General features: G+C 72.5%; 24 protein-coding genes and 1 riboswitch. Of the genes, 23 read left to right on the top strand and 1 reads right to left on the bottom strand.

The window, feature by feature from the left end:
- The first annotated feature begins 43 nt into the window (after positions 1 to 43).
- The 15 genes from OG904_RS02895 to OG904_RS02825 all read left to right on the top strand — a co-directional run bounded on the left by OG904_RS02895 (position 44) and on the right by OG904_RS02825 (position 17,427).
- The gene (locus OG904_RS02895) at positions 44 to 1,837 is read left to right on the top strand and encodes a DUF5941 domain-containing protein (RefSeq protein WP_405497718.1); all 1,794 of its coding nucleotides are present in this window, start codon (positions 44 to 46) and stop codon (positions 1,835 to 1,837) included.
- Positions 1,834 to 2,586, top strand: coding sequence for a sugar phosphate nucleotidyltransferase (locus OG904_RS02890; RefSeq protein ID WP_405487027.1), 753 nt, complete (start codon positions 1,834 to 1,836; stop codon positions 2,584 to 2,586). The genes OG904_RS02895 and OG904_RS02890 overlap by 4 nt, the downstream gene beginning before the upstream one ends.
- Positions 2,574 to 3,635, top strand: coding sequence for an iron-containing alcohol dehydrogenase family protein (locus OG904_RS02885; RefSeq protein WP_328301834.1), 1,062 nt, complete (start codon positions 2,574 to 2,576; stop codon positions 3,633 to 3,635). Before OG904_RS02890 ends, OG904_RS02885 begins: the two co-directional genes overlap by 13 nt.
- Positions 3,613 to 4,392, top strand: coding sequence for a CDP-alcohol phosphatidyltransferase family protein (locus OG904_RS02880; protein ID WP_405487024.1), 780 nt, complete (start codon positions 3,613 to 3,615; stop codon positions 4,390 to 4,392). The genes OG904_RS02885 and OG904_RS02880 overlap by 23 nt, the downstream gene beginning before the upstream one ends.
- 35 nt (positions 4,393 to 4,427) lie before the next feature.
- Positions 4,428 to 5,291 (top strand): glycosyltransferase family 2 protein, encoded by an 864-nt coding sequence (locus OG904_RS02875; RefSeq protein WP_405497716.1) that lies wholly within the window; start codon positions 4,428 to 4,430, stop codon positions 5,289 to 5,291.
- 96 nt (positions 5,292 to 5,387) lie between these two features.
- Positions 5,388 to 6,317, top strand: coding sequence for an ABC transporter permease (locus OG904_RS02870; protein WP_405487022.1), 930 nt, complete (start codon positions 5,388 to 5,390; stop codon positions 6,315 to 6,317).
- Complete coding sequence (locus OG904_RS02865) at positions 6,310 to 7,089, top strand: ABC transporter ATP-binding protein (protein ID WP_405487020.1); 780 nt, start codon at positions 6,310 to 6,312, stop codon at positions 7,087 to 7,089. Before OG904_RS02870 ends, OG904_RS02865 begins: the two co-directional genes overlap by 8 nt.
- Positions 7,090 to 7,472: 383 nt before the next feature.
- On the top strand, positions 7,473 to 8,411 hold the full coding sequence (gene hpnC, locus OG904_RS02860; RefSeq protein ID WP_405497714.1) for a squalene synthase HpnC: 939 nt from the start codon (positions 7,473 to 7,475) through the stop codon (positions 8,409 to 8,411).
- A gap of 143 nt (positions 8,412 to 8,554) precedes the next feature.
- Positions 8,555 to 9,487, top strand: coding sequence for a presqualene diphosphate synthase HpnD (gene hpnD, locus OG904_RS02855; RefSeq protein ID WP_405487018.1), 933 nt, complete (start codon positions 8,555 to 8,557; stop codon positions 9,485 to 9,487).
- Between the two features lie 91 nt (positions 9,488 to 9,578).
- Positions 9,579 to 10,952 carry a hydroxysqualene dehydroxylase HpnE gene (gene hpnE / locus OG904_RS02850; protein WP_405487016.1) on the top strand — a complete coding sequence of 458 codons (1,374 nt, stop codon included), beginning with the start codon at positions 9,579 to 9,581 and terminating at the stop codon, positions 10,950 to 10,952.
- 92 nt (positions 10,953 to 11,044) lie between these two features.
- A complete protein-coding gene (locus OG904_RS02845) occupies positions 11,045 to 12,139 on the top strand; it encodes a polyprenyl synthetase family protein (RefSeq protein ID WP_405487014.1) in 1,095 nt (364 codons plus the stop codon).
- A 125-nt stretch (positions 12,140 to 12,264) separates the two neighbouring features.
- Positions 12,265 to 14,298 (top strand): squalene--hopene cyclase, encoded by a 2,034-nt coding sequence (gene shc, locus OG904_RS02840; RefSeq protein WP_405487012.1) that lies wholly within the window; start codon positions 12,265 to 12,267, stop codon positions 14,296 to 14,298.
- Positions 14,298 to 14,960 carry a 1-hydroxy-2-methyl-2-butenyl 4-diphosphate reductase gene (locus OG904_RS02835; RefSeq protein WP_405487010.1) on the top strand — a complete coding sequence of 221 codons (663 nt, stop codon included), beginning with the start codon at positions 14,298 to 14,300 and terminating at the stop codon, positions 14,958 to 14,960. Before shc ends, OG904_RS02835 begins: the two co-directional genes overlap by 1 nt.
- Positions 14,961 to 14,965: 5 nt before the next feature.
- Positions 14,966 to 15,997: an adenosyl-hopene transferase HpnH gene (hpnH, locus tag OG904_RS02830; protein WP_405487008.1), complete on the top strand. Its 1,032-nt coding sequence runs from the start codon at positions 14,966 to 14,968 to the stop codon at positions 15,995 to 15,997.
- On the top strand, positions 15,994 to 17,427 hold the full coding sequence (locus OG904_RS02825; protein WP_405487006.1) for an aspartate aminotransferase family protein: 1,434 nt from the start codon (positions 15,994 to 15,996) through the stop codon (positions 17,425 to 17,427). The genes hpnH and OG904_RS02825 overlap by 4 nt, the downstream gene beginning before the upstream one ends.
- A gap of 66 nt (positions 17,428 to 17,493) precedes the next feature.
- Here OG904_RS02825 and OG904_RS02820 read toward each other — a convergent pair whose 3' ends face one another.
- Positions 17,494 to 18,300 carry a tyrosine-protein phosphatase gene (locus OG904_RS02820; protein WP_405487004.1) on the bottom strand — a complete coding sequence of 269 codons (807 nt, stop codon included), beginning with the start codon at positions 18,298 to 18,300 and terminating at the stop codon, positions 17,494 to 17,496.
- A 361-nt stretch (positions 18,301 to 18,661) separates the two neighbouring features.
- Positions 18,662 to 18,856: riboswitch (cyclic di-AMP (ydaO/yuaA leader) on the top strand.
- Between the two features lie 4 nt (positions 18,857 to 18,860).
- Here OG904_RS02820 and OG904_RS02815 point away from each other — a divergent pair.
- The 8 genes from OG904_RS02815 to OG904_RS02780 all read left to right on the top strand — a co-directional run bounded on the left by OG904_RS02815 (position 18,861) and on the right by OG904_RS02780 (position 26,377).
- Positions 18,861 to 19,880, top strand: a complete 1,020-nt coding sequence (locus OG904_RS02815) for a peptidoglycan DD-metalloendopeptidase family protein (protein WP_405487002.1) — start codon at positions 18,861 to 18,863, stop codon at positions 19,878 to 19,880.
- A 200-nt stretch (positions 19,881 to 20,080) separates the two neighbouring features.
- Entirely contained in the window at positions 20,081 to 20,908 is an 828-nt protein-coding gene (locus OG904_RS02810) for an SGNH/GDSL hydrolase family protein (RefSeq protein ID WP_405487000.1), read from the top strand.
- A 159-nt stretch (positions 20,909 to 21,067) separates the two neighbouring features.
- A complete protein-coding gene (locus tag OG904_RS02805) occupies positions 21,068 to 22,270 on the top strand; it encodes an MBL fold metallo-hydrolase (protein ID WP_405486998.1) in 1,203 nt (400 codons plus the stop codon).
- A gap of 326 nt (positions 22,271 to 22,596) precedes the next feature.
- Positions 22,597 to 24,279 carry an ATP-binding protein gene (locus tag OG904_RS02800; protein ID WP_405486996.1) on the top strand — a complete coding sequence of 561 codons (1,683 nt, stop codon included), beginning with the start codon at positions 22,597 to 22,599 and terminating at the stop codon, positions 24,277 to 24,279.
- A 38-nt stretch (positions 24,280 to 24,317) separates the two neighbouring features.
- Entirely contained in the window at positions 24,318 to 24,749 is a 432-nt protein-coding gene (locus tag OG904_RS02795; protein WP_405486994.1) for a roadblock/LC7 domain-containing protein, read from the top strand.
- On the top strand, positions 24,746 to 25,165 hold the full coding sequence (locus tag OG904_RS02790) for a DUF742 domain-containing protein (RefSeq protein ID WP_405486992.1): 420 nt from the start codon (positions 24,746 to 24,748) through the stop codon (positions 25,163 to 25,165). Before OG904_RS02795 ends, OG904_RS02790 begins: the two co-directional genes overlap by 4 nt.
- Positions 25,143 to 25,835, top strand: coding sequence for a GTP-binding protein (locus OG904_RS02785; protein ID WP_405486990.1), 693 nt, complete (start codon positions 25,143 to 25,145; stop codon positions 25,833 to 25,835). The genes OG904_RS02790 and OG904_RS02785 overlap by 23 nt, the downstream gene beginning before the upstream one ends.
- Complete coding sequence (locus tag OG904_RS02780) at positions 25,832 to 26,377, top strand: GAF domain-containing protein (protein ID WP_405486988.1); 546 nt, start codon at positions 25,832 to 25,834, stop codon at positions 26,375 to 26,377. The genes OG904_RS02785 and OG904_RS02780 overlap by 4 nt, the downstream gene beginning before the upstream one ends.
- Positions 26,378 to 26,411: the final 34 nt, after the last annotated feature.

Raw genomic sequence — 26,411 nt, 5'->3', positions numbered from 1 at the left:
CGGGCGTGCGCGTTTCCCGTGTTCGTGCAAGGAGTGAGTTCGTCTGCCGACCGTCATCCTTACCGGCCTGCCGGTGCCCGGATCAGCGCTCACCGACGAGCTGCGCTCCCTCGGCTTCGACGTCCGCCCCGCCGCCACCCCGTCGGACACCGCCGCCGCACTGGCGCTCGTACCCGCCGACCAGCGGGTGGCCGTCGTGGACGGGGAGTTCGTCGGGCACGTGCACGCGCTGCGCCTCGCCCTGACCGACCCGCGCTTCGACGCCTGCGCCGTCACCGGGGCCTTCGCCGTCCAGCCGGGCGCACGCGCGGCCCTGGACCGGGCCGCCGCGCTCGACGCGTCCGCCCCCGCGGGCAGCGGCCCGTACCCCGACCGGCTCTCCGCCGCCGTCGAGGCGGCCGGCACCCCCGTCCACCGCCCCGAGCTGGGCACCCTCGTGGCCGCGGTCCCCCGGACCGCCGCCGAGCGGGACACGGCGGTCGTGGCGGTGGCCGCCGTCGACGACGAGGCCGTACGCCTGCGCACCGCCGTGAAGTCCCGCGACGGGTTCTTCACCACCTTCTTCATCAGCCCGTACTCGCGCTACATCGCCCGCTGGTGCGCGCGCCGCGGCCTGACCCCCAACCAGGTCACGACCGCCTCCCTGATCACCGCGCTGATCGCGGCCGGCTGCGCCGCCACCGGCGACCGCTGGGGCTACGTGGCGGCCGGTGTGCTGCTCCTCGTCTCCTTCGTACTGGACTGCACGGACGGGCAGCTCGCCCGCTACTCGCTCCAGTACTCGACGATGGGCGCCTGGCTCGACGCCACCTTCGACCGCGCGAAGGAGTACTCCTTCTACGCGGGCCTCGCGCTCGGCGCGGCCAGGAACGGGGACGACGTCTGGGCCCTGGCCCTGGGCTCCATGATCCTGATGACCTGCCGCCACGTCGTGGACTTCGCCTTCAACGAGGCCAACCACGACGCCACGGCCAATACGAGCCCCACCGCGGCCCTGTCCGACAAGCTCGACAGCGTCGGCTGGACGGTCTGGGTGCGTCGGATGATCATCCTCCCGATCGGCGAGCGCTGGGCCATGATCGCGGTGCTGACGGCCCTGACCACACCCCGGATCGTCTTCTACGCCCTGCTCGTCGGCTGCGCCTTCGGCGCGCTCTACACCACCGCCGGCCGGGTCCTGCGCTCCCTGACCCGCAAGGCGACCCGTACCGACCGGGCCGCCCAGGCCCTCGCCGACCTCGCCGATTCGGGTCCGCTCGCCGAGCTCCAGGCCCGGATGCTGCGCGGCCGCGCCGGAGCCGGGGGCCGCGCGTACGTCGCGGCCCTGGGCACGCTGCTGCTGGTCGGCGCCGCCCTGTACCTGCCGTTCGGCGACGTGCGGCTGATCCCCGTCGCGGTGATCTACGTCATGGCCGCCGGCATCGCCGTCGCCGCACCCCTCAAGGGCGCCCTCGACTGGCTGATCCCGCCGCTGTTCCGGGCCGCCGAGTACACCACCGTGCTGATCCTCGCCGTCAAGGCGGACGTCCCCGGAGCCCTTCCGGCGGCATTCGGACTGGTCGCGGCGGTCGCCTACCATCACTACGACACGGTCTACCGCATCCGCGGTGGCACCGGCGCGCCCCCGCACTGGCTGGTGCGGGCGACCGGCGGGCACGAGGGCCGGGTGCTGCTGACCGCGGTCCTGGCCCGGATCCTGGCGTCGCGCGCCGCAGACTTCCCCGTCGCGCTCACGGCCCTGGCCGTGTTCGTGGCACTCGTGGTGCTCGTGGAGAGCATCCGCTTCTGGGTTTCCTCCGGGGCACCCGCCGTACATGACGAAGGAGAACCAGCATGATCGGCCTCGTCCTCGCTGCCGGTGCCGGACGCCGCCTGCGTCCCTACACCGACACCCTGCCCAAGGCCCTCGTGCCCGTCGGCCCCGAAGGCGACGAGGAGAGCATCACGGTCCTCGACCTGACGCTCGGCAACTTCGCCGAGGTCGGCCTGACCGAGGTCGCCGTCGTCGTCGGCTACCGCAAGGAGGCCGTGTACGAGCGCCGGGAGGCCCTGGAGGCCAAGTACGGCGTCAAGATCACGCTGATCGACAACGACAAGGCCGAGGAGTGGAACAACGCCTACTCCCTGTGGTGCGCGCGTGAGGTCCTCAAGCAGGGTGTGATCCTCGCCAACGGCGACACCGTCCACCCCGTCTCGGTCGAGAAGACCCTCCTCGCCGCCCGCGGCGAGGGCCGGCAGATCATCCTCGCCCTCGACACGGTCAAGCAGCTGGCCGACGAGGAGATGAAGGTCATCGTCGACGGTGAGAAGGGCGTCCGGCGGATCACCAAGCTGATGGACCCGGCCACCGCCACCGGCGAGTACATCGGTGTCACCCTGATCGAGCCGGAGGCCGCCGAGGCGCTGGCCGAGGCCCTGAAGACCACCTTCGAGCGCGACCCCGACCTCTACTACGAGGACGGCTACCAGCAGCTCGTCAACGACGGCTTCACCATCGACGTGGCTCCCATCGGTGACGTCAAGTGGGTCGAGATCGACAACCACGACGACCTCGCCAAGGGCCGGACGATCGCATGCCAGTACTGACGAGGCTGATCCCCTCGCCCCTCGTCGTCGACATCAGTCGCGGGGCGATGGACGACCTGGCCGGCCTCCTGGCCGACCAGCGGATCTCCGCCTCCGGCAAGCTGGCCATCGCGATCAGCGGAGGCTCCGGCGTGGCGCTGCGCGCCAAGCTGGAGCCCGTACTGCCGCACGCCGACTGGTACCCCGTCGTCGACGGGACCATCGACTCGGCGGTCAAGCTGGCCGACGACATAAAGGGCCGCCGCTACGACGCGGTCGTGGGCCTGGGCGGCGGCAAGATCATCGACGTGGCGAAGTACGCCGCGGCGCGGGTCGGGCTGCCCATGGTGGCCGTCGCCACCAACCTGGCGCACGACGGGATCTGCTCGCCGGTCGCCACCCTGGACAACGACAACGGCCGCGGCTCCTACGGCGTCCCCACGCCGATCGCCATGGTGATCGACCTCGACGTGATCCGCGACGCCCCGGTGCGGTTCGTCCGCTCGGGCATCGGCGACGCGCTCTCCAACATCTCGGCCATCGCCGACTGGGAGCTCTCGCACGAGATCACCGGTGAGGCCGTGGACGGCCTGGCGGCCGCGATGGCCCGCACCGCGGGCCAGTCCGTACTGCGCCACCCCGGCGGATGCGGCGACGACGAGTTCCTCACGGTGCTCTCCGAGGCACTCGTCCTCACCGGCATCGCCATGTCGATCAGCGGTGACACCCGCCCCGCCTCGGGCGCCTGCCACGAGATCAGCCACGCCTTCGACCTGCTCTACCCGGGACGCTCCGCGCTCCACGGCGAGCAGGTCGGCATCGGCGCCGCCTTCGCCATGCACCTGCGCGGGGCCCAGGAGCAGTCCGGGCTCTTCGTCGAGGTGCTGAGCCGGCACGGCCTGCCCGTCCTCCCCGAGGAGATCGGCTTCAGCGTCGACGAGTTCGTCGCGGCCGTCGAGTACGCCCCCCAGACCCGCCCGGGACGTTTCACGATCCTGGAGCACCTCAACTTGTCCGCAGCCGAGATCAGGGACGCTTACGCCGACTATGCCAAGACCATCCGTAGCTGAACTCCGGCCCGTCGTTCACCCGCCGGGCGTCAAGGACCGGCGCAGTGGCGAGCACTGGGGCGGACGCCTCTACATGCGCGAGATCTCCCTGCGCATCACCCGGGTCCTGGTCACCACCAAGGTCACGCCGAACCAGCTGACCTACGTGATGACCATCGCCGGCGTGCTCGCGGCCCCGGCCCTGCTGGTGCCGGGCGTCTGGGGCGCCGTCCTCGGCGTGGTGGCGGTCCAGATGTACCTGCTGCTCGACTGCGTCGACGGAGAGGTGGCCCGCTGGAAGAAGCAGTTCTCGCTCTCCGGCGTGTACCTGGACCGGGTCGGCGCCTACCTGTGCGACGCGGCGGTCCTGGTCGGCTTCGGCCTGCGCGCCTCGGACCTGTGGGGCAGCGGGCGGATCGACTGGCTGTGGGCTTTCCTGGGCACCCTGGCGGCGCTCGGCGCGATCCTGATCAAGGCCGAGACCGACCTGGTCGGCGTGGCCCGCCACCAGGTGGGCAAGGAGCCGGTCAAGGAAGCCGCGTCCGAACCGCGCTCGTCCGGGATGGCGCTCGCCCGCCGGGCCGCCGCGGCGCTCAAGTTCCACCGGCTGATCCTCGGCATCGAGGCGTCCCTGCTCATCCTGGTGCTGGCGGTCCTGGACCAGGTCCGCGGCGACCTGTACTTCTCCCGGCTCGGCGTCGCCGTGCTGGCCGGCATCGCGCTGCTCCAGACGCTGCTGCACCTGGTGTCCGTCCTCGCCTCCAGCAGGCTCAAGTGACGACGCCGCTGCGGCTCGGCGCCGTCATCATCACCATGGGCAACCGCCCCGACGAGCTCAAGGCGCTCCTCGACTCGGTGGCCCGGCAGGACGGCGCCCCGGTCGAGGTGGTCGTCGTGGGCCAGGGCGTACCGCTCACCGGCCTCGCCGACCCGGCGGCGGGCGTGCGCACCGTGGCACTGCCCGAGAACCTGGGCATCCCCGGCGGCCGCAACGTCGGCATCGAGGCGTTCCGCTCCGGCGACGGCGCGGGCTTCGACGTGGACGCCCTGCTCTTCCTCGACGACGACGGGCTGCTGGAGCGCACCGACACCGCCGAGCTGTGCCGGCAGGCCTTCGGCGAGGACCCGGAGCTCGGGATCATCAGCTTCCGGATCGCCGACCCCGAGACCGGTGCGACCCAGCGCCGTCACGTGCCCCGGCTGCGGGCCGCCGACCCGATGCGCTCCTCGCGCGTGACCACCTTCCTGGGCGGCGCGAACGCCGTCCGCTCGACGGTGTTCGAGCAGGTGGGAAACCTACCGGGGGAGTTCTTCTACGCGCACGAGGAGACCGATCTGGCCTGGCGGGCGCTCGACGCCGGGTGGCTGATCGACTACCGGGCGGACATGGTGCTCCTGCACCCCACCACGGCCCCCTCCCGCCACGCGGTCTACCACCGTATGGTGGCCCGCAACCGGGTATGGCTCGCCCGCCGCAACCTGCCCGCCCCGCTGGTCCCGGTCTACGTGGGCGTCTGGCTTCTGCTGACGCTCCTGCGCAGGCCCTCGGGGCCGGCGCTCAAGGCCTGGTTCGGGGGGTTCAAGGAGGGCTGGACCACCTCCTGCGGTCCCCGGCGCCCCATGAGATGGCGTACGGTCTGGCGGCTGACCCGGCTGGGCCGACCACCTGTCATCTGACCCGTTCGGGTCTGAGACCATGGCGCGATCACGTTCCGATCGACTCAGGCCCGATGCCACCTTCTGCCGCATCATGAAGACGGAAAGTTTCATCTTGTGAGTGACACAACCCAGGACGGCGCCCTCGCCACGAGCAAGCCGCCGTCCGAAGACGCGGGGCTGAGCCCCGCGGAGCTCGCCGGGAAGTACGGCCTGTCCGTCAGCGGAGCCCGGCCCACACTGGCCGAGTACACGCGCCAGCTCTGGGACCGGCGCCACTTCATCCTGGCCTTCTCCCGCGCGAAGCTGGTAGCCCAGTACAGCGAGGCGAAGCTCGGCCAGATCTGGCAGGTGGCGACCCCACTGCTGAACGCGCTGGTCTACTACCTGATCTTCGGGCTGATCCTGAACGCCGGCAAGGGGATCCACAAGCACGACTACATCCCCTTCCTGGTGATCGGCGTCTTCGTCTTCACCTTCACCCAGAGCTCGCTGATGGCGGGTGTCAGAGCGATCCCGGGCAACATCGGCCTGGTCCGCGCCCTGCACTTCCCGCGCGCCTCGCTGCCGATCTCCTTCTCGCTGCAGCAGCTCCAGCAGCTGCTGTTCTCGATGATCGTCGTCTTCGTGGTCGCGATCGGCTTCGGGAACTACCCCAGCCTGTCCTGGCTGCTGGTGGTCCCGGCGCTGATCCTCCAGTTCGCCTTCAACACCGGCCTCGCCCTGGTCTTCGCGCGGATGGGGTCCAAGACCCCCGACCTCGCGCAGCTGATGCCGTTCGTCACGCGCACGTGGATGTACGCCTCCGGCGTCATGTTCTCGATCAGCGAGATGCTCAAGGACAAGCCCCAGTGGATCGGGGAGGTGCTCCAGTGGAATCCGGCCGCGATCTACATGGACCTGATCCGCTTCGCGCTGATCGACGGGTACGGCCGGGAGAACCTGCCGCCGCACGTCTGGGCCTTCGCCGTCGGCTGGGCCGTCCTGTTCGGCCTCGGCGGCTTCGTGTACTTCTGGAAGGCTGAGGAGCGTTACGGCCGTGGCTGAGAACAACCGGGGGCACGTCCCCACCGTCATCGCCGACGACGTGCACATCGTCTACCGCGTCAACACCGGCAGCTCCGGCAAGGGCAGTGCCACGGCGGCGCTGAGCAAGATAGTCCGCCGGGGCAAGGGCGACGCACCGGGCGTGCGCCGGGTCCACGCCGTGCGCGGAGTCTCCTTCACGGCGTACCGGGGCGAGGCCATCGGCCTGATCGGCTCCAACGGTTCCGGCAAGTCCACCCTGCTGCGCGCCATCGCGGGTCTGCTGCCCTGCGAGTCCGGCAAGGTGTACACCGACGGCCAGCCCTCGCTGCTGGGCGTCAACGCGGCGCTGATGAACGACCTCACGGGTGAGCGCAACGTGGTCCTCGGCGGTCTCGCGATGGGCATGAGCCGCGAGCAGATCAGGGAGCGCTACGAGGACATCGTCGATTTCTCGGGCATCAACGAGAAGGGGGACTTCATCTCCCTGCCGATGCGCACGTACTCCTCCGGCATGGCGGCGCGTCTGCGTTTCTCCATCGCCGCGGCGAAGGACCACGACGTCCTGATGATCGACGAGGCGCTGGCCACCGGTGACCGGAAGTTCCAGGTGCGTTCCGAGGAGCGCATCCGGGAACTGCGCAAGAGCGCCGGCACCGTTTTCCTGGTGAGCCACAACAACAAGTCCATCCGCGACACCTGTGACCGGGTGCTGTGGCTGGAGCGGGGCGAACTCCTGATGGACGGCCCCACCGAGGAAGTCGTCTCGGCGTACGAGAAGGCGACCAGCTGACGGATTCCCACCGACGGCCCCCACCGCGTCCGGCGGCGGGGGCCGCGGCATGCCGTGCGGAGCCCGGCGCTCCGGGCGCCTCCCTTTCGCGCGGGCGGCACGCGGGCGACATTCGGTGGCGGAGCGAATACCCGTCGAGCCGTCGCGGCGTTGTACAGCGTAAGCTGGGCCAGTCCTCATTCGCGGGCAAGAGGGGACGATTCCCCGCAGGTGAATAGCCTGGGCCGCCCCGGTGAAAGCCCGGCGGCGTGTCCGAAATAGGATGTATTGGGTTGGCAGTGTAGAACGGGAGATGTGACGGCAATGGCTACGGGAATTCTCCGGCCCCCAGGCACGACGGCCGTCCCCGCCCCGGGCGGCGGGCGGTGACCCCGGGGCACGGCATCAGCCACCGGCCGCACGAGCTCCCCGACGCCCCCGCCACCTCCCTCGCCCACACGGGCGCCACCCTCGGCAAGGCGCGCTCCGAGAACTTCCCCGTCGCCCCCGTCTTCCTTCCCCGCGCCTGGCGCGAGGGCCTGATGGCCGTCTACGGATACGCCCGCCTGGTCGACGACATCGGCGACGGCGACCTCGCCCCGGGCGGCCGCGACGCCGTCCTGCTCGGCCTCGACCCCGCCGCCGCGGACGACCGGCCCGCCATGCTCGACGCCCTCGAAGCCGACCTGCGGCGCGTCTTCGGCGGGACCGACGGGCCCCCGCGCCACCCCCTGATGCTGGCCCTGCAGCCCGTCGTACGCGCCCACGCGCTCACCCCCGAGCCGTTCCTCGCGCTCATCGGAGCCAACCGCCAGGACCAGCGGGTCGCGCGCTACGAGACGTACGGCGACCTCCTCGGCTACTGCGAGCTCTCCGCCAACCCGGTGGGCCGCCTCGTGCTCCAGCTGACCGGCACCAGCACCCCCGAGCGGATCCGCCGCTCCGACGCCGTCTGCACCGCCCTGCAGATCATCGAACACCTCCAGGACGTCGCCGAGGACCTCGGCCGGGACCGGATCTACCTGCCGGCCGAGGACATGCGCCGGTTCCACGTGACGGAGGCCGACCTCGCGGCCCCGTCCGCCGGAGCGTCCGTACGCGCCCTGGTCGCCTTCGAGGCCGAACGCGCCCGGGAGCTCCTGAACGAAGGCCTGCCGCTCGTCGGCAGCGTCCACGGAAGGCTGCGACTGCTGCTCGCGGGCTTCGTGGGCGGCGGCCGCGCCGCCCTGCGAGCCGTCACCGCCGCCGGCTTCGACGTACTGCCCGGCCCGCCCGGGCCCACCAGGAGCGGCCTGCTCCGCGAGGTGGCCGCCGTCCTGCGCACAGCGCCGAGAAAGGGGTGAGCCCGACCGTGGAGGGCCCCGCACACGCGTCCGAACCGGACGCGCCCACAGCGATGTCCGCACCGGCGTCGACGTCCGCACCGGCGTCGGCGTCTTCACCGACCGCGACGTCTTCACCGGCCGCGCTGTCCGCACCGGCCGCGATGTCTGCACCGATCTCGGCCGCCTACAGCTACTGCGAGGCCGTCACCGGTTCGCAGGCGCGCAACTTCGCCTACGGCATCCGGCTGCTGCCCACCGACAAGCGGCAGGCGATGTCCGCCCTGTACGCCTTCTCCCGGCGGGTCGACGACATCGGCGACGGCACCCTGCCGCCCGAGGTCAAACTGGCCCGGCTGGAGGAGACCCGCACCCTGCTCGGACGGATCCGCGCCGAGGAGGTCGACGAGGACGACACCGACCCGGTCGCCGTCGCCCTCGCGCACGCCTCGCGCCGCTTCCCGATCCCGCTCGAAGGACTCGACGAGCTCATCGACGGCGTCCTGATGGACGTGCGCGGCGAGACGTACGAGACCTGGGACGACCTCAAGGTGTACTGCCGCTGCGTGGCCGGAGCCATCGGCCGGCTCTCGCTCGGCGTGTTCGGCACCGTGGACTCCGCCGGGTCCGGCGCGCACGACGCGGCGCGGGCCGGCGAGCACGCCGACACCCTCGGCCTCGCCCTGCAACTCACCAACATCCTGCGGGACGTCCGCGAGGACGCGGGCAACGGACGCACCTACCTGCCCGCCGAGGACCTTGCCAAGTTCGGCTGTTCCGAAGGCTTCCGGAGCGAGCGGATGCCCCCCGGCTCCGACTTCGCCGGGCTCGTGCACCACGAAGTCCGCCGCGCCCGCGCCCTGTTCGTGGAGGGCTACCGGCTGCTGCCCATGCTCGACCGGCGCAGCGGCGCCTGCGTCGCGGCCATGGCCGGCATCTACCGGCGCCTCCTGGACCGCATCGAGCGCGAGCCCGGGGCCGTACTCCGCGGCCGGGTCTCGCTGCCGACGCACGAGAAGGCGTACGTGGCCGTCCGCGGCCTCTCCGGCCTCGACGCGCGGACCATCTCGCGCCAGAGCGCCAGGAGGCGGCTCTGACCGCGGCGGGCCGGCGGACCGAGCCGGCGAAACGAACGGGAGCAACCCCCGGACGCCCGGCGGCGTCTGCCGGGGCGACAGAGGAGGACGCATGAGCGCGAACCACGCCGTGGTCGTCGGCGGCGGGCTCGCCGGTGTCACCGCCGCGCTGGAACTCGCCGACGCGGGCCTGCGGGTGACCCTGCTGGAGAACCGGCCCCGCCTCGGCGGCCTGGCGTTCTCCTTCAAGCGCGGCGACCTGACCGTCGACAACGGCCAGCACGTCTACCTGCGCTGCTGCACCGCCTACCGGTGGTTCCTCGACCGCGTCGAAGGCGCCGACCTGGCACCCCTGCAGGACCGCCTCGACGTCCCGGTCCTCGACGTCGCCCACCCCGGCGGCCCCCGGCTCGGCCGGCTGCGCCGCAGCGCCCTGCCCGCACCGCTGCACCTGGCCGGCTCGCTGGCCCGCTACCCGCACCTCTCGCTCGCCGAGCGGGCGAGCGTCGGGCGCGCCGCCCTCGCGCTGCGCCGCCTCGACCCCGCCGACCCGGCGCTCGACGGCCTGGACTTCGCGACCTGGCTCGGCCGGTACGGCCAGTCCCCGCGCGCCATCGAGGCGCTGTGGGACCTCGTCGGCGTCGCCACCCTCAACGCCACCGCCGGCCGGTCCTCGCTCGGCCTGGCCGCCATGGTCTTCAAGACCGGCCTGCTCTCCGAGAACGGCGCCGCCGACATCGGCTGGGCCCGAGTACCGCTCGGGGACCTGCACGACACCCTCGCCCGCAAGGCCCTGGACGCCGCCGGGGTGCGCACCGAACTGCGCACCGGGGTCACCGGCATTTCCCGTACGCCGCAGGGCGGTTGGCAGGTCACCACCGCGAGCGAGTCGCTGGACGCCGCCACCGTCGTCCTCGCCGTCCCGCAGCGCGAGGCGCACGGCCTGCTCCCCGCCGGCGCGCTCGCCGACCCCGACAAGCTCCTCGACATCGGCACCGCGCCCATCCTCAACGTGCACGTCGTCTACGACCGCAAGGTCCTCAAGCAGCCCTTCTTCGCGGCCCTCGGATCCCCGGTCCAGTGGGTCTTCGACCGCACCGACTCCTCCGGACTGCCCGACGGCGGCCAGTACCTGGCCCTGTCCCAGTCCGACGCCCACGAGGACATCGACGAGCCGGTCTCGGTCCTGCGCGCGAAGTACCTCCCCGAGCTGGAACGGCTGCTGCCCGCCGCGCGCGGCGCCAAGGTACGGGACTTCTTCGTCACCCGGGAACGCACCGCGACCTTCGCCCCCACCCCCGGCGTCGGCCGGCTGCGGCCCGGGGCCCGGACCGACACGCCGGGGCTCTACCTCGCCGGTGCGTGGACCGCGACGGGTTGGCCCGCGACCATGGAGGGCGCCGTCCGCAGCGGACTGAGTGCGGCCCACGCCGCGCTCGCCCCGCTGGGCCGCCACCGCGAACACCCCTTGCAGGAGGCGGCATGACCACCACCAGCGCCATCGGCGCCACCGGTACCAGTACCACCGGCAACGCAGCACCACGCACAGCAGTACGTACAGGAACCAGAGGAGAGCCAGTGAACCCGGGGAATCCGGCCGTCGAGAACACGGACGCCAGCACGGGCCCGGCCGGCGGGGAGAAGGCGGACACGCTCGCCCTCCTCGAACGCGGCCGTACGCTCTCGACGCCCGTGCTCCGCGCCGCCGTGGACCGGCTCGCCGCGCCCATGGACACCGTCGCCGCCTACCACTTCGGCTGGATCGACGCACAGGGCAACCCGGCGGACGGGGACGGCGGCAAGGCCGTCCGCCCCGCCCTCGCCCTGCTCTCGGCCGAGGCCGCGGGCGCCGCGGCCGAGGTCGGCATCCCGGGAGCCGTCGCGGTCGAGCTCGTGCACAACTTCTCACTGCTGCACGACGACCTGATGGACGGCGACGAGCAGCGCCGCCACCGCGACACGGTGTGGAAGGTCCACGGACCGGCCCTCGCCATCCTGGTCGGCGACGCGCTGTTCGCCCTGGCCAACGAGGTGCTGCTGGAGCTCGGCACGGTCGAGGCCGGCCGCGCCGCCATGCGCCTGACCACCGCCAGCCGCAAGCTCATCGACGGCCAGGCGCAGGACATCTCCTACGAGCACCGCGAGAGCGTCAGCGTCGAGGAGTGCCTGGAGATGGAGGGCAACAAGACCGGCGCCCTGCTCGCCTGCGCGGTCTCCATCGGCGCCGTGCTCGGCGGCGCGGACGACCGTACGGCCGACAAGCTGGAGGAGTACGGCTACCACCTCGGCCTCGCCTTCCAGGCCGTCGACGACCTCCTCGGCATCTGGGGCGACCCGGAGTCCACCGGCAAGCAGACCTGGAGCGACCTGCGCCAGCGAAAGAAGTCGCTGCCCGTAGTCGCCGCCCTCGCGGCCGGCGGACCGGCCTGCGAGGAACTCGCCGAGCTGCTCGCCGCCGACGCCAAGAGCAACGACTTCGAGAACTTCTCCGAGGAGGAGTTCGCGGCCCGCGCGGCGCTCATCGAGGCGGCGGGCGGCCGCCAGTGGACCGCCGACGAGGCGCGCCGCCAGCACGCGGTGGCGATCAGGGCCCTCGACGACGTGGACATGGACCAGCGGGTGCGCGACCAGCTCGTGGCGCTCGCCGACTTCGTCGTCGTGCGCAAGAGGTGATCGCCACCCGCGCGCGCATATGAATCGCGAGTCGCCGGCCGGTACTGCCTGCCAGTAGTACCGGCCGACGGCGGCCCCCAGTACAGCGGATGACAGCAGAGGACACTGCACGCAAAGGGGAAGCCATGACAGCGACGACCGACGGCGGCGCCAATGCCTGCGGCGCCGATCCGGACGACAGCGCGGCCGCGGGGCCACCGGGCCACGGACCCGGCGGGATGCGGGCGGTACGGGAGGCCACCGAACGGGCGGTCCGGGACCTGCTGGGCCGGCAGGACGAGGCCGGCTGGTGGAAGGGCGACCTGGAGACCAACGTCACCATGGACGCCGAGGACCTGCTGCTGCGCCAGTTCCTCGGGATCCGCGACGAGGCCACCACCCGGGCCTCCGCCCTGTTCATCCGCGGCGAGCAGCAGGACGACGGCACCTGGGCCACCTTCCACGGCGGCCCCTCCGACCTGTCCGCCACCATCGAGGCCTACGTGGCCCTGCGCCTGGCCGGCGACGCCCCCGACGCCCCGCACATGGCCCGCGCCTCGGCGTGGATCCGGGCCCACGGGGGAATCGCCGGTGCCCGCGTCTTCACCCGCATCTGGCTGGCGCTGTTCGGCTGGTGGAGCTGGGACCACCTGCCCGAACTCCCGCCCGAACTGGTCTTCCTGCCGCCCTGGGTGCCGCTGAACATCTACGACTTCGGCTGCTGGGCCCGCCAGACCATCGTCCCCCTCACCGTGGTCTCCGCGCTGCGCCCGGTGCGCCCGGCCCCCTTCGCCCTGGACGAGCTCCACACGGACGCCCGGACGCCGAACCCGGTCAAGCGGCTCGCGCCGGTGACCACCTGGGACGGTGCCTTCCAGCGGATGGACCGGGCCCTGCACGCCTACCGCCGGTTCGCCCCGCGCCGGCTGCGCCGGGCGGCCATGGCGAGCGCGGGCCGCTGGATCGTGGAGCGGCAGGAGAACGACGGCTGCTGGGGCGGGATCCAGCCGCCCGCCGTGTACTCCGTCATCGCCCTGCACCTGCTCGGCTACGACCTCCAGCACCCGGTGATGCGCGCCGGACTGGAGTCCCTGGACCGGTTCGCGGTGTGGCGCGCGGACGGGGCCCGCATGATCGAGGCCTGCCAGTCCCCGGTGTGGGACACCTGTCTGGCGGCCATCGCGCTGGCCGACGCCGGACTGAGCCCCGACCACCCGGCCCTGGTCAAGGCCGCCGACTGGATGCTCGGCGAGGAGATCGTGCGCAGCGGGGACTGGGCCGTGCGCCGGCCCGGACTGGCCCCGGGCGGCTGGGCGTTCGAGTTCCACAACGACAACTACCCCGACATCGACGACACCGCCGAGGTGGTCCTCGCCCTGCGCCGGATCAAGCACCCCGACCCGGTGCGCCTGGAGGGGGCCATCGCCCGGGGGGTGTCCTGGAACCTCGGCATGCAGTCGAAGAACGGCGCCTGGGGGGCCTTCGACGCGGACAACACCAGCCCCTTCCCCAACAAGCTGCCCTTCTGTGACTTCGGCGAGGTCATCGACCCGCCGTCGGCCGACGTCACCGCCCACGTCATCGAGATGCTCGCCGTCGAGGGCCGGGCGGGCGACGCGCGGACCCGGCGCGGGATCGCCTGGCTCCTCGCCGAGCAGGAGCACTGCGGCGGCTGGTTCGGCCGCTGGGGCACCAACTACGTCTACGGCACCGGCTCGGTGATCCCGGCGCTGGCGGCCGCCGGCTTCGCCCCCTCGCACCCCGCGATCCGGCGGGCCGTGGCCTGGCTGGAATCCGTACAGAACGAGGACGGCGGGTGGGGCGAGGACCAGCGCTCCTACAAGGACCCGTCCTGGGCCGGGAAGGGGGTCTCCACCCCTTCGCAGACGGCCTGGGCGCTGATGGCCCTGCTGTCGGCGGGGGAGCGCGAGGCGGCCTCCGTGGAGCGGGGGATCGCGCACCTGGTCTCCACCCAGCGCGAGGACGGCACCTGGGACGAGCCGTACTTCACCGGGACCGGCTTCCCCTGGGACTTCTCCATCAACTACCACCTGTACCGGCAGGTCTTCCCGCTCACCGCGCTCGGCCGGTACCTGTACGGAGAACCGTTCGGCCCCGGTGGCCGGTACGCCGATCCGGCGGCCCTGCCGAACCCGGCCCCGTCCACCGGGGAGGCCTGATGGCAAGCGGGCCCGCCGGGACCCCGCCGCCGCTGCTGATCGCCTGCGCGCTGCGGATCGAGCGGACGGCCCTGCGCAGCGGCCGCGACCGGGGCGCGCCCGAACGGTACGAGGTCCTGCGCACCGGCATGGGCCCGCGCGCGGCCGAGCGCGCCGTCGGCCGGGCGCTGGAGCAGCCGCAGCTGCTCGGGGCCGCGGTGCTCGCCACCGGATTCTGCGCCGGGCTGCTGCCCGGCATGAGCCCCGGCGACCTGATCGTCGCCGAGGAGACCCGGGACCCGCGCGGCACGGTCGCCTGCGCCGGTACCGCCCTGCTCGCCGAGGCGCTGGCCCGGGCCGTACCCGGCCGGACCGTACACCTCGGTGCACTGACCGGATCCGACCACGTCGTCCGGGGCCAGGAGCGCGCGCAGCTGCGCGCCGCCGGCGCCATCGGGGTCGACATGGAATCGGCGGCCACCCTGTGGACCGCGGCCCGGGGCGGGGGCGCCGCCGGCGCGGACCGTCCGGTTGCGGCCGTCCGGGTGATCGTGGACGCTCCGGAGCATGAGCTCGTCCGTATTGGCACTGTTCGCGGAGGAATATCAGCCTTTCGCGTACTGCGCGCACTACTGCCCGCGTTTTATGACTGGCACCGTTCTTTGTTGCTCCCCCGGAGGTGAGCCAGATGGCCATGCCACTGCGACAGACGATCAGGGTCGGGACGTACCTGCTCGAACAGAAGCTCCGCAAGCGTGAGAAGTTCCCGCTGATCGTCGAGCTGGAACCGCTCTACGCCTGCAACCTGGCCTGCGAGGGGTGCGGGAAGATCCAGCACCCGGCCGGGGTGCTCAAGCAGCGCATGCCCGTGGCCCAGGCGGTCGGCGCCGTGCTGGAGTCCGGCGCGCCGATGGTGTCCATCGCGGGCGGCGAGCCCTTGATGCACCCGCAGATCGACGAGATCGTGCGCCAGTTGGTGGCGAAGCGGAAGTATGTATTCCTCTGCACCAACGCGATGCTGCTCCGCAAGAAGATCGAGAAGTTCACCCCCTCCCCCTACTTCGCCTTCGCCGTGCACATCGACGGACTGCGCGAGCGCCACGACGAGTCGGTGGCGAAGGAAGGCGTCTTCGACGAGGCGGTCGCGGCCATCAAGGAGGCGAAGAAGCGCGGATTCCGGGTGACCACCAACTCCACCTTCTTCAACACCGACACCCCGCAGACCATCATCGAGGTACTCAACTACCTCAATGACGATCTCCAGGTGGACGAGATGATGATCTCGCCGGCCTACGCCTACGAAAAGGCCCCCGACCAGGAACATTTCCTGGGTGTCGAGCAGACCCGCGAACTCTTCAAGAAGGCCTTCTCGGGCGGAAACCGCAGGCGCTGGCGCCTCAACCACTCCCCGCTCTTCCTGGACTTCCTGGAAGGCAAGGCCGATTTCCCCTGCACCGCCTGGGCCATTCCGAATTACTCGCTCTTCGGCTGGCAGCGCCCCTGCTATCTGATGAGCGACGGATACGTGCCCTCGTACCGGGAACTGATCAACGACACCGACTGGAGCAAGTACGGCCGCGGGAAGGACCCGCGCTGCGCGAACTGCATGGCGCACTGCGGGTACGAGCCCACCGCCGTCCTGGCCACCATGGGTTCGCTGAAGGAGACGCTGCGCGCGGCCCGCGAGACCATCGGCGGGAACCGGGACAAGTCGGCATGAGCGAAGGCCACGCGGTCCGGGCGGGGGAGGCGGGCGCGCGCGGCCGGGGCAAGGGCTTCGACCTCGGCGCCCTGCTGGCCGAGCGCGGCGGCGAGCGGTACGAACTGCACGCCCGCCACCTCAACCACCAGCTGCCCCGGATGCTGCACACCATCGGCTTCGACAAGGTCTACGAGCGGGCCGAGGGGGCCCACTTCTGGGACGCCGAGGGCAACGACTACCTCGACATGCTGGCCGGGTTCGGGGTGATGGGCCTGGGGCGCCACCACCCGGTGGTCAGGCAGGCCCTGCACGACGTGCTGGACGCCCAGCTCGCCGACCTCACCCGCTTCGACTGCCAGCCGCTGCCCGGGCTGCTGGCGGAGAAGCTGCTCGCCCACAGCCCGCACCTGGACCGGGTCTTCTTCGGCAACAGCGGCACCGAGGCGGTGGAGACCGCCCTGAAGTTCGCCCGGTTCGCCACCGGGCGGCCCAGGGTCCTCTACTGCGACCACGCCTTCCACGGGCTCACCACCGGCTCGCTCTCGGTCAACGGCGAGGACGGCTTCCGGGACGGCTTCGCGCCGCTGCTGCCCGATACGAAGATCGCGCTCGGAGACCTGGGAGCGCTGGAGCGGGAGCTGAAGAAGGGCGACGTCGCGGCCTTCGTCGTCGAGCCGATCCAGGGCAAGGGCGTGCTCGCCGCACCCCCCGGCTTCCTGCTCGCCGCGCAGGAGCTGCTGCACCGGCACAGGGCGCTGCTGATCGCCGACGAGGTGCAGACCGGCCTCGGACGCACCGGGGACTTCTACGCCTACCAGCACGAGGCCGGGGTGGAACCGGACCTGGTGTGCGTGGCCAAGGCCCTGTCCGGCGGCTACGTGCCGGTCGGCGCGACCCTGGGCAAGGACTGGATCTTCAAGAAGGTCTACTCCTCCATGGACCGGGTGCTCGTCCACTCCGCCAGCTTCGGCTCCAACGCCCAGGCGATGGCGGCCGGACTGGCGGTGCTCTCCGTCATGGAGGACGAGCGGGTGGTGGACAACGCCCGCACGATGGGCGACCTGCTGCGGGGGCGGCTCGCCGCACTCGTGGGCGAGTACGAACTGCTCCACGAGGTACGGGGACGCGGGCTGATGATCGGCATCGAGTTCGGCCGGCCGTCCTCGCTGGGGCTGCGGAGCCGGTGGACCATGCTGCAGGCGGCCCGCAAGGGACTGTTCGCGCAGATGGTCGTGGTGCCGCTGCTGCAGAAGCACCGGATCCTCACGCAGGTTTCCGGGGACCACCTGGAGGTGATCAAACTGATCCCGCCGCTCATCGTGGACGAGGCGGACGTGGACCGGTTCGTCGGGGCCTTCCGCGAGGTCATGGACGAGGCGCACGGAGGCGGTGCGCTGATGTGGGACTTCGGCAGGACGCTGGTGAGGCAGGCAGTCGCCAACGGCTGAGCCGGCGGCGGGGGCGCCGCCCGCGCGGGCGGGCGGCGCCGGGCGGACGGCCCGCCTCGCGGGTGGTCAGTCCAGCAGCCGGTCGCGGAGCCGGCCGAGGGTCGCGGGCGTGAGCCCGAGACCCTCGGCGAGGTAGCGCTCCACGCCGCCCCACTCCTCGTCGATCGTCGCGAAGGCCGTGGTCAGGTACGGGGCGCGGGCGTCGAAGAGCGGGGCGAGCAGCTCCATCGCCTCGGGGTGGCGGGCCTCGGGGGTCCCGCTGCCCCGCCGGACCCGGTAGCGGTTGTGCGGAGCGTTCGACTCCAGGTAGTCCGCGACGATCGCCTCGCGCTCGACGCCCAGCGCGAGCAGGGTGACGGCGATCGACAGGCCGGCCCGGTCCTTGCCGGCGGCGCAGTGCATGAGGGCCGGGACGCTGTCCTCGGCGAGCGCGTGCACGACCCGGCCGTGCTCGGCGGTACGGGTCCTGATCATCTCCCGGTACGAACGGGACATCCGTGCGGCGGCCCGGCCCTCGCCGAGGAGTTCGCGGAGCTGGGCCAGGTCCCCCTCCCGGACCATCTTCCAGAACTCCCCGCCGGCCGCCGGATCCGACAGCGGAATGCCGACGTTGCGCACGCCGGGCAGTTCCACGTCCGGACCCTCCAGCGCCTTGTCGGCGTCGTTGCGGAAGTCGAAGACGGTGTGCAGGCCGAGCGAGCCGAGGAACTCCGCGTCGGTTTCGGTGGCATGCGCCAGATGTCCGCTTCGAAACAGTCGTCCCGACTTGACCCTCCGGCCGTCCACGGTCGGCAGGCCGCCCACGTCGCGGAAGTTGCGTACACCGGTCAGTACCGGCTCCGTGTGCGGGCTCTGGGGTATCGGCTGGGTCACAGGGGCTCCTCCGTGTCGTCCGTGTCGTCATCGTCGCGCGGCCGTCGGGCCGTCGTCGCCCGCGCGGTCCGGTGCGTGTCCGAATTGCACTGCTTGCAGCCAACTTGCCATAGCGAGAGGCGAGATCGGACACCTCCCCGTGAGCCAGATCATACGGTGACCGTGAGTGCCTGATCGTGAATGCAGAATTGCCTTGCCGGAGCGGTTGTTGGGCGCTCGGAATGGACGGAGGGTGACCGGAATTCCGGCGGCCCGTCATCTGCAAGATTCTGTTGGGGAATTCATGACTTGTTCCGCGCGGCCGGACTGGATTACGTTCGCGATCGATCCGGACGGACCGCCTAATCCTGCCGCCGACCGGAAACCGCACCCGACTATTCACGCGCGCGGCAGGAGCGGGGGAACCAGGTAAGCCGCTGTTCCGGATCTCCTTCGGGATCTTTGCAACCGGACAGCTTGGGGTGAAGCCGTTCATCTGCCGTTCACCGGCGGATGGGCGGCCGGACATCTCCAGTCCGAACCCGACAGCTCACCTCGCAGGCGTCGGAGAGGAATCCGCCATGCCCGCAACGGGTAAGCACCGCCGTCCCAAGTCCAGCTCGATATCGCGCGGTTTCGCCGTCGCCGGCACCGGTGGCGCGGCCCTCGCACTGCCGCTGCTCGGAGCCACCGGCGCCCATGCCGCCGCCGCCCCGGCCGCCGCGCCCGCCGCCGCTCCGGTCCAGGCCCCGCAGGTCCCGGCCGCGCTCCAGGCCGCGCCCGCCCCCGCGCAGAGCGCCCCCGCCGTCTACACCGTGGTGCCGGGCGACTACCTCTCGAAGATCGCCGAGCGTCAGCACCTCACCGGTGGCTGGCAGCGGCTCTACGAGGCCAACCGCGAGGCCGTCGGCACCGACCCGTCGCTGATCCACCCGGGCCTCAAGCTGACGCTCGGCGCGAAGGGGGCGGCACCGGCCGCCGAGTCCGCACCGGCCGAAACGCCGGAACCGGCCGGGAAGTCCGCTTCCTCCGCTTCTGACGACTCGGATAATTCGGGTGATTCAGGTGATTCGGCGGGTTCTGCCGATTCCGCCGATTCCGCCAACTCCTCCGACGAGGGCTCCTCCGGCGAGTCCGCGGCCCCGGTCGCGCCCGCCCCCAAGCCGGCCGAGCCCGCCGAGCGGCAGGCCACCTCCGGCGGCTTCGTCGCCCCGGTCAGCGGCGGCACGTCCACCGCGTACCGCACCGCCGGCGCCATGTGGTCCAGCGGCTACCACACGGGTGTTGACTTCATCGCGAGCACCGGCACCACCGTCAAGGCGGTAGGCGCCGGCACCGTGGTCTCCGCCGGATGGGGCGGCGCGTACGGCAACGAGGTCGTCATCCGGCACGCCGACGGCAAGTACAGCCAGTACGGCCACCTCTCCCAGCTGTCCGTCTCGACGGGCCAGAGCGTCACCGCCGGGCAGCGCATCGGCCTCTCGGGCGCCACCGGCAACGTGACCGGACCGCACCTGCACTTCGAGATCCGCACGGGCCCCTCGTACGGCTCGGACATCGACCCGCTGGCGTACCTCCGGTCCAAGGGCGTCAGCATCTGAGACACCGCCGGACGCGCGGGTGGGACCGCGCGTCCGGCAGGGCGTGGACGCCCGGAGCGCCGTCTTCATCGGCGCCGCCGGGGGTTCGCGGCGCGTGGGCCGGGACCGGAGGGGGGTCACGGCCCACGCGCCTGTTATTCCTCATCCGGCGGGTGGTGAAGATCACGGTCAGTAAGTCCCTGGCTACGGTCGCGTAGGTCATGATCAGGGGTGAAGGATGGGCTCCCGTGGCAGCGACGACGACATCCAAGACCAAGACCATTGGCTCGTACGCGGCGATCGGGGACAGTTTCACCGAGGGCGTGGGGGACCCGGGACCCGGGGACACGTTCCTCGGCTGGGCGGACCGGCTGGCCGTCCTCCTGGCCGATCAATGCGAGGAGCACGAAGACCCCGGCGAGTTCCGCTACGCGAACCTGGCCGTACGGGGCCGCCTGCTGGACCAGATCGTGGCCGAGCAGGTCCCGCGGGCCAAGGAGCTCGCCCCCGACCTGGTGACCTTCTGCGCGGGCGGCAACGACATCATCCGGCCGGGCAGCGACCCGGACGACGTGGCCGAACGGTACGAGGCGGCCGTGCGCGACCTCACCGGATCGGTCGGCCTGGTCGTGATCACGACCGGCTTCGACACGCGCGACGTGCCGGTCCTCAAGCACCTCCGGGGCAAGATCGCGACCTTCAGCGCGCACGTCCGCTCCATCGCCGACCGGTACGACTGCCCGGTGCTCGACCTCTGGTCGCTGAAGTCCGTACAGGACCGGCGGGCCTGGGACGACGACCGGCTGCACCTCTCGCCCGAGGGGCACACGCGGGTCGCCCTGCGGGCGGCCCAGGTGCTCGGCCTGGACACACCGGCCGATCCGGACCAGCCGTGGCCGCCGATGCGGCCGCGCGGCTCGGTGGACGTCACCCGGGACAACATCCAGTGGGCGCGGGAGTACCTGGTGCCGTGGATCGGGCGGCGGCTGCGCGGGGAGTCCTCGGGGGACCACGTGGAGGCCAAGCGGCCGGACCTGCTGCCGCTGTAGGACCCCGCCGGGGAGCCGTACAGGGGCAGGTGGGGGCGGGTGGGGCGGGGCTCGGGGCGCCTTCGGGGGCGCGGAGCGGAATCCTTGGGGAGTGCCATGCGTTGGGATGGTGGTAACCATGAGAACGCCCTGCCCGCATCCCCCCACACAGGAGGCGCCTTGACCGGCTCCCGTCCCTTGCGTCCACGGCTGCGCGCGCTGCGGCCCGAAGCCTTCGGCGCGGACCCGTCCGGTGCCCGGCTGGAGCGGATCCGGCGCTCGCCGAACTTCGCCGACGGAGTGTTCCAGAACCCGATCGGCACCCGGACCAGGCCCTCCGGGTCGATGGCGGAGTTCGCCAAGATCTACTTCCACAAGGAGCAGCGGCTGCGGCGCAGCCCCGGTGCGCCCATCCCGGTGTACCCGACGACGCTCGCCGAGCTGGCGAAGCCCCCGGCCGGCGGTCTGCGCCTGACCTGGATGGGCCACTCCAGCGTGCTCGCCGAGATCGACGGGCGCCGGGTGCTCTTCGACCCGGTCTGGGGCGAGCGGTGCTCCCCCTTCCCCTTCGCCGGCCCCAAGCGGCTGCACCCGGTACCGGTCCCGCTGGCCTCGCTGGGCGAGGTCGACGTCGTGGTGATCTCGCACGACCACTACGACCACCTGGACCTGCCGACGATCAAGGCCCTGGCCGGCACGGACACCGTCTTCGCCGTGCCGCTGGGCGTCGGCGCGCACCTGGAGCGCTGGGGGATCCCGGCGGACCGGCTGCGCGAGCTCGACTGGAACGAGAGCACCAAGGTCGCCGGGCTCTCCCTCACCGCCACCCCGGCCCAGCACTTCTGCGGGCGCGGACTGCGCAACCAGCAGTTCACCCTGTGGGCGTCCTGGGTCGTCGCGGGGGACGAGCACCGGATCTACCACAGCGGGGACACCGGCTACTTCCCCGGCTTCAAGGAGATCGGCGCCGCCCACGGCCCGTTCGACGCCACGATGATCCAGATCGGGGCGTACTCCGAGTTCTGGACCGACATCCACATGACGCCCGAGGAGGGCATGCGCGCCCACCTCGACCTCCAGGGCGGCACCCCGCACGGCACGATGCTCCCGATCCACTGGGGCACCTTCAACCTGGCCCCGCACCCGTGGGACGAGCCGGGCGAGGGCACGGTGGCCGCGGCGGAGCGTGCCGGGGCCGCCATCGCGCTCCCGGTACCGGGACAGCCCTTCGAGCCGGGCGCGCCGGACGCACCGAGCGAGCCCTGGTGGAGGCCGTTCGTGGCCGCGGGCCCGCCCGCGCCCGTCACCGGGTCCCGGCCCGCCGCCGCGCCCGGCCGGCCGGCCGCGGTGACCCGCGAGGAGCCGGAGGCGGTGGGCTCCTAGGCCGTCGCCTCGTCGCCTCGTCGCCCCGTCTCGTCGTCCCTGTCCTCCCGTCCCGCCGTTCCCCTTCCGGGGCCGGTGGGGCGGGAGGGGCGCATGGCGCGGGCGGGGGTGGCGGGAGGCGGCGGGCGCCCGCGGGTGCCGGGGAGTGTGCGCTCCCGGCGTATTCGGGCTGTCGTACGAGCGCTCCATCGGGAGCGGGAAGCACCCGGGCGAAGTTCCCCAACTGGCCGCCCCGGGACGGAGCGTGCGGTCTAGCGTGGGTATCCGGTGATCAACACCGGGTCCCGGGACGCCCGGGGTCCGGGCCCCACTGACCGAGGACGCAGATGTCCGGACTCCGCGCCGCCCGCCACTCCCCGTCGAGACATGCCGCCACCGGTCCCGGTCGGCAGATACGGCCTCAGCTGATCCGTGCCGCCCTGCTGCCCACGCTCGCCGCCGGGCTCAGCGGCGCCGCCGCGGTGATCTTCACGCTCCAGCTCGGCGGGGGCGCGGGCGCCCGGGACGACCGGCTGTGGCCCGTGCTCTCCGGCTGCGCCCTGCTCTTCGCCGCCGCGTTCGCCGCCGCCCTGCTCGGGGCCCAGCGCGCCGCCAAGACCGTCCGCGACCGCTGCGAGGCACTGCGCCGCTCCAGCGTCCGCGGCCGCCAGGAGCTGCGCACCACCGCCGACCGGCTGGAGCGCGGCGAGCCGACCGCCCGGCCGCTGCGCGGCGGACCGGCCGAGCCGTCCTTCGGTTCGGGGACGGCGGGCGTGGACGAGTTCTGGCTGCTCTCCCAGGAACTGCGCGGCGCCCGCGAGCAGGCCCACGCGACCCTGGTCCGCCTCGGCGGCCCCGTCACGCCCTCCGACAGCGACCGCAAGGTCGAGGTCTTCGTCAACCTCGCACGCCGCCTGCAGTCCCTCGTCCACCGCGAGATCTCGCTGCTGGACGACCTGGAGGACACGGTCGAGGACCCGGACCTGCTCAAGGAGCTCTTCCACGTCGACCACCTCGCCACCCGGATCCGCCGCCACGCCGAGAACCTCGCGGTCCTCGGCGGCGCCGCCTCGCGCCGCCAGTGGACCCGGCCCATCGACCTGAGCGAGGTGCTGCGCTCCTCGGTCGCGGAGGTCGAGCAGTACACCCGGGTCAAGGTGGTGCCCCCGGCGGGCGGCGCGGTGCGCGGCCACGCCGTCGCCGACGTCGTGCACCTGCTGGCCGAACTGATCGAGAACGCCACCGTGTTCTCCGCCCCCGACACCGATGTCGTGGTGCGGGCCGAACGGGTCACCGCCGGAATCGCGGTCGAGGTGGAGGACCGCGGCCTCGGCATGCCGTCCGAGGAAGCGCAGCGGATGAACGCCCTGCTCGGCGACCCCGACCAGATCAGCGTCCGGCAGCTGCTGGCGGACGGGCGGATCGGCCTGTTCGTGGTCTCGGCGCTGGCCCGCCGGCACGGGATCGCCGTCGAACTCAAGTCGAACATCTACGGTGGCGTGCTCGCGGTGCTCGTCCTGCCCCGGGAACTGCTCGGGGCGGAGGCCCTGGGCACTGCGGAGGCCCTGGGCACCGTGGAGGCCCTGGGCACCGCGGGCACCCTGGGCACCGCGGACGCCCTGGGCGGGTCCCGGGCCACCACGCGCGGGACCGGGGAGGGGACGGGCGCGCCGCCGCTGGAGCCGGTGCGCGTGGGCCTGCCCGGGGCGGAGCCTTCCTGCGCCCCGCCGGCCGTGCCGGGATGGGCCGGCGAAGTCCCGGGCACCGTGCCCCGTAAGACGGAGGCGGTCCCGGAACCGGCGTGGACCGTGGCGGCGCCGCTCGCGCCGCCGCTGCCCGTACCCGCCGCCCGGGCCGGTGAGGAACGGCCGCCGCTGCCCCGGCGGCGGGCCCAGGAGCACCTCGCGCCCCAGCTGCGCGAGGCCCCCGCACCGCGCGCCACGGGTGTGGACCAGCCCGTGCACGACCCGGGCCTGATGGCCGCCTTCCAGCGGGGCTTCGGCCTCGCCCAGTCGGAGCACCAGACGTGACCCCGGCCTCACACCCGACAGCTAAGGAGCGCACCCCCATGGGCGGCGAAGTGGCGACCACGACCAGTCGGCTCTCGGACCTGGACTGGCTGCTCAGCGGCCTGGTCCAGCGGGTGCCCTACACGCGCAGCGCGGTACTGCTGACCGCCGACGGGCTCGTCACGTGCGTGCACGGGCTCGACGCCGACAGCGCCGACCACCTGGCGGCGCTCGCCTCCGGCCTCTACTCGCTGGGGCGCAGCGCCGGATCCCGGTTCGCGGACGGCGCCGAGGTCCGGCAGGTGGTGGTCGAGCTCGACTCCGCCCTCGTCTTCGTCTCGGCGGCCGGCTCCGGCACCTGCCTGGCGGTGCTGGCCGACCGGGAGGCCGACGCGGGTGTGCTCGGCTACGAGATGGCGATGCTGGTCAAGAGCGTGCGCCCGTACCTGGCGGCCCCGCCGAGGCGGCCCGTCGCCGACGCGGAGCGATGAGGGCGCGCGCGAGGGGGGCGGCGGCACCGGGGGCGCGGCAGGACACGCCGTGGCTGGACGATTCGGCGGGCCGGGTGATGCGCCCGTACACCGCGAGCGGCGGGCGGACCCGACCGGCCGTCGCCCTCGACCTGCTGTCGCTGGTGACGGCGACCGGTGTACGCCCGCGCGCGCCGCTCGGAGCCGAACACACCCTCGCGCTCCGGCTGTGCGCCGGCTCGGCGGTGGTCACCGTCGCCGAGGTGGCGGGGCACCTGCGGCTGCCGGCGGTGGTGGTCAAGGTGCTCCTCTCGGACCTGATGGAACACGGGGCCGTGACGGTGCGGGCGCCGCGCTTCCCGAGTGGCGGCTCGTTCGCCGACGAAGACCAGTCCCTGCTCCGGGCGGTGCTCGATGGCCTGCGCAAACGGCTCTGAGCCGCCCGCCCACGGATCCTCCGCGACCTTGAAGATCCTGGTCGCGGGCGGGTTCGGGGCGGGCAAGACCACCTTCGTGGGCGCGGTGAGCGAGATCGAGCCGCTCAGCACGGAGGAGCTGCTGAGCGGGCTGAGCGAGGCCGCCGACCCGCTGGACGGGGTCGAGACGAAGACGACCACCACCGTGGCACTGGACTTCGGCCGGATCACGCTGGACGAGCGGCACGTGCTCTACCTCTTCGGCACACCCGGCCAGCAGCGCTTCTGGTTCCTCTGGGAGGAGCTGTGCGCGGGCGCGCTGGGGGCGGTGGTGCTCGCCGACACGCGCCGCCTCGCCGACTGCTTCCCCGCCGTGGACTTCTTCGAGCGGCGCGGGATCGGCTTCATCGTGGCCGTCAACGAGTTCGACGGCGGGCACCGTTACGCCGCCGACGAGGTGCGCGAGGCCGTGGGGCTCGGGCCGGAGGTGCCCGTCGTGCGCTGCGACGCACGGCTGCCGAGCTCCGGAACGGGGGCACTGGCAGCCCTCGTCCACCATCTGCTGGACGCGAAGTATCCGAAGTATCCGAAGTATCCGAAGTATCCGAAGTATCCGGAGCATTCGAGGGACCCGAAGCATGCGTCGTATACGACGTATGAGGAGCGACGGGATTGGGGGGAGAGCGCATGACCTACTACGAATCGACCGGACACCTGCTGCTCACGCCGGTGGACCGGGAGGCGCCCGCGCGCGTGGTGCGGCTGCGCGAACTGGGCCTGGGGGAGCGGGTGGACGGTGAGCTGGACGCCTTCGCGCGGCGGGTCGCGGGCGCGCTGGACGCGCCGTACGCGGGGATCAACTTCATCGGTGAGGAACGGCAGTTCTTCGCCGGCCTGCACCACGCGCCCGACGCCCCGGCGAGCGGGTACCCGGCGCGGGTGCTCGCCCGGGACCACGGCTACTGCCCGCACGTGGTGGTGCGGCGGCGCGCGCTGGTGCTGGAGGACGTACGGGACTTCGCGCGCTTCGCGGGCAACGCCGTCGTGGACGGGAGCGGGGTGCGCTCCTACGTGGGTGCCCCGCTGACCGACCGGCGCGGGATCGTGCTGGGGACGGTGTGCGCGGTGGACGTGGTGCCGAGGCGGTGGGGGCTGGCGGGGCTGGCGACGGTGAAGGAGCTGGCGGCGGAGCTGGTGGAGCTGGTGCACGGGCGGGAGGACCGGTGCGGGTGATGTCGGGGGCCGGGGGCTCGGGGCTCGGGTCGGG

The sequence above is a fragment of the Streptomyces sp. NBC_00096 genome (assembly GCF_045041305.1).
GTDB lineage: Bacteria > Actinomycetota > Actinomycetes > Streptomycetales > Streptomycetaceae > Streptomyces.
The sequence above is the reverse complement of the archived record's forward strand: the minus strand, read 5'-3'. Positions and strand labels throughout refer to the sequence as shown.

Bases quoted from the DNA above. Each gene is read 5' to 3' on its own strand.
- OG904_RS02890 (WP_405487027.1), top strand. From the start codon at position 1,834: ATGATCGGCCTCGTCCTCGCTGCCGGTGCCGGACGCCGCCTGCGTCCC.
- OG904_RS02885 (WP_328301834.1), top strand. From the start codon at position 2,574: ATGCCAGTACTGACGAGGCTGATCCCCTCGCCCCTCGTCGTCGACATC.
- OG904_RS02880 (WP_405487024.1), top strand. From the start codon at position 3,613: ATGCCAAGACCATCCGTAGCTGAACTCCGGCCCGTCGTTCACCCGCCG.
- OG904_RS02875 (WP_405497716.1), top strand. From the start codon at position 4,428: ATGGGCAACCGCCCCGACGAGCTCAAGGCGCTCCTCGACTCGGTGGCC.
- hpnD (WP_405487018.1), top strand. From the start codon at position 8,555: ATGTCTGCACCGATCTCGGCCGCCTACAGCTACTGCGAGGCCGTCACC.
- hpnE (WP_405487016.1), top strand. From the start codon at position 9,579: ATGAGCGCGAACCACGCCGTGGTCGTCGGCGGCGGGCTCGCCGGTGTC.
- shc (WP_405487012.1), top strand. From the start codon at position 12,265: ATGACAGCGACGACCGACGGCGGCGCCAATGCCTGCGGCGCCGATCCG.
- OG904_RS02835 (WP_405487010.1), top strand. From the start codon at position 14,298: ATGGCAAGCGGGCCCGCCGGGACCCCGCCGCCGCTGCTGATCGCCTGC.
- hpnH (WP_405487008.1), top strand. From the start codon at position 14,966: ATGGCCATGCCACTGCGACAGACGATCAGGGTCGGGACGTACCTGCTC.
- OG904_RS02825 (WP_405487006.1), top strand. From the start codon at position 15,994: ATGAGCGAAGGCCACGCGGTCCGGGCGGGGGAGGCGGGCGCGCGCGGC.
- OG904_RS02815 (WP_405487002.1), top strand. From the start codon at position 18,861: ATGCCCGCAACGGGTAAGCACCGCCGTCCCAAGTCCAGCTCGATATCG.
- OG904_RS02810 (WP_405487000.1), top strand. From the start codon at position 20,081: ATGATCAGGGGTGAAGGATGGGCTCCCGTGGCAGCGACGACGACATCC.
- OG904_RS02800 (WP_405486996.1), top strand. From the start codon at position 22,597: ATGTCCGGACTCCGCGCCGCCCGCCACTCCCCGTCGAGACATGCCGCC.
- OG904_RS02795 (WP_405486994.1), top strand. From the start codon at position 24,318: ATGGGCGGCGAAGTGGCGACCACGACCAGTCGGCTCTCGGACCTGGAC.
- OG904_RS02790 (WP_405486992.1), top strand. From the start codon at position 24,746: ATGAGGGCGCGCGCGAGGGGGGCGGCGGCACCGGGGGCGCGGCAGGAC.
- OG904_RS02785 (WP_405486990.1), top strand. From the start codon at position 25,143: ATGGCCTGCGCAAACGGCTCTGAGCCGCCCGCCCACGGATCCTCCGCG.
- OG904_RS02780 (WP_405486988.1), top strand. From the start codon at position 25,832: ATGACCTACTACGAATCGACCGGACACCTGCTGCTCACGCCGGTGGAC.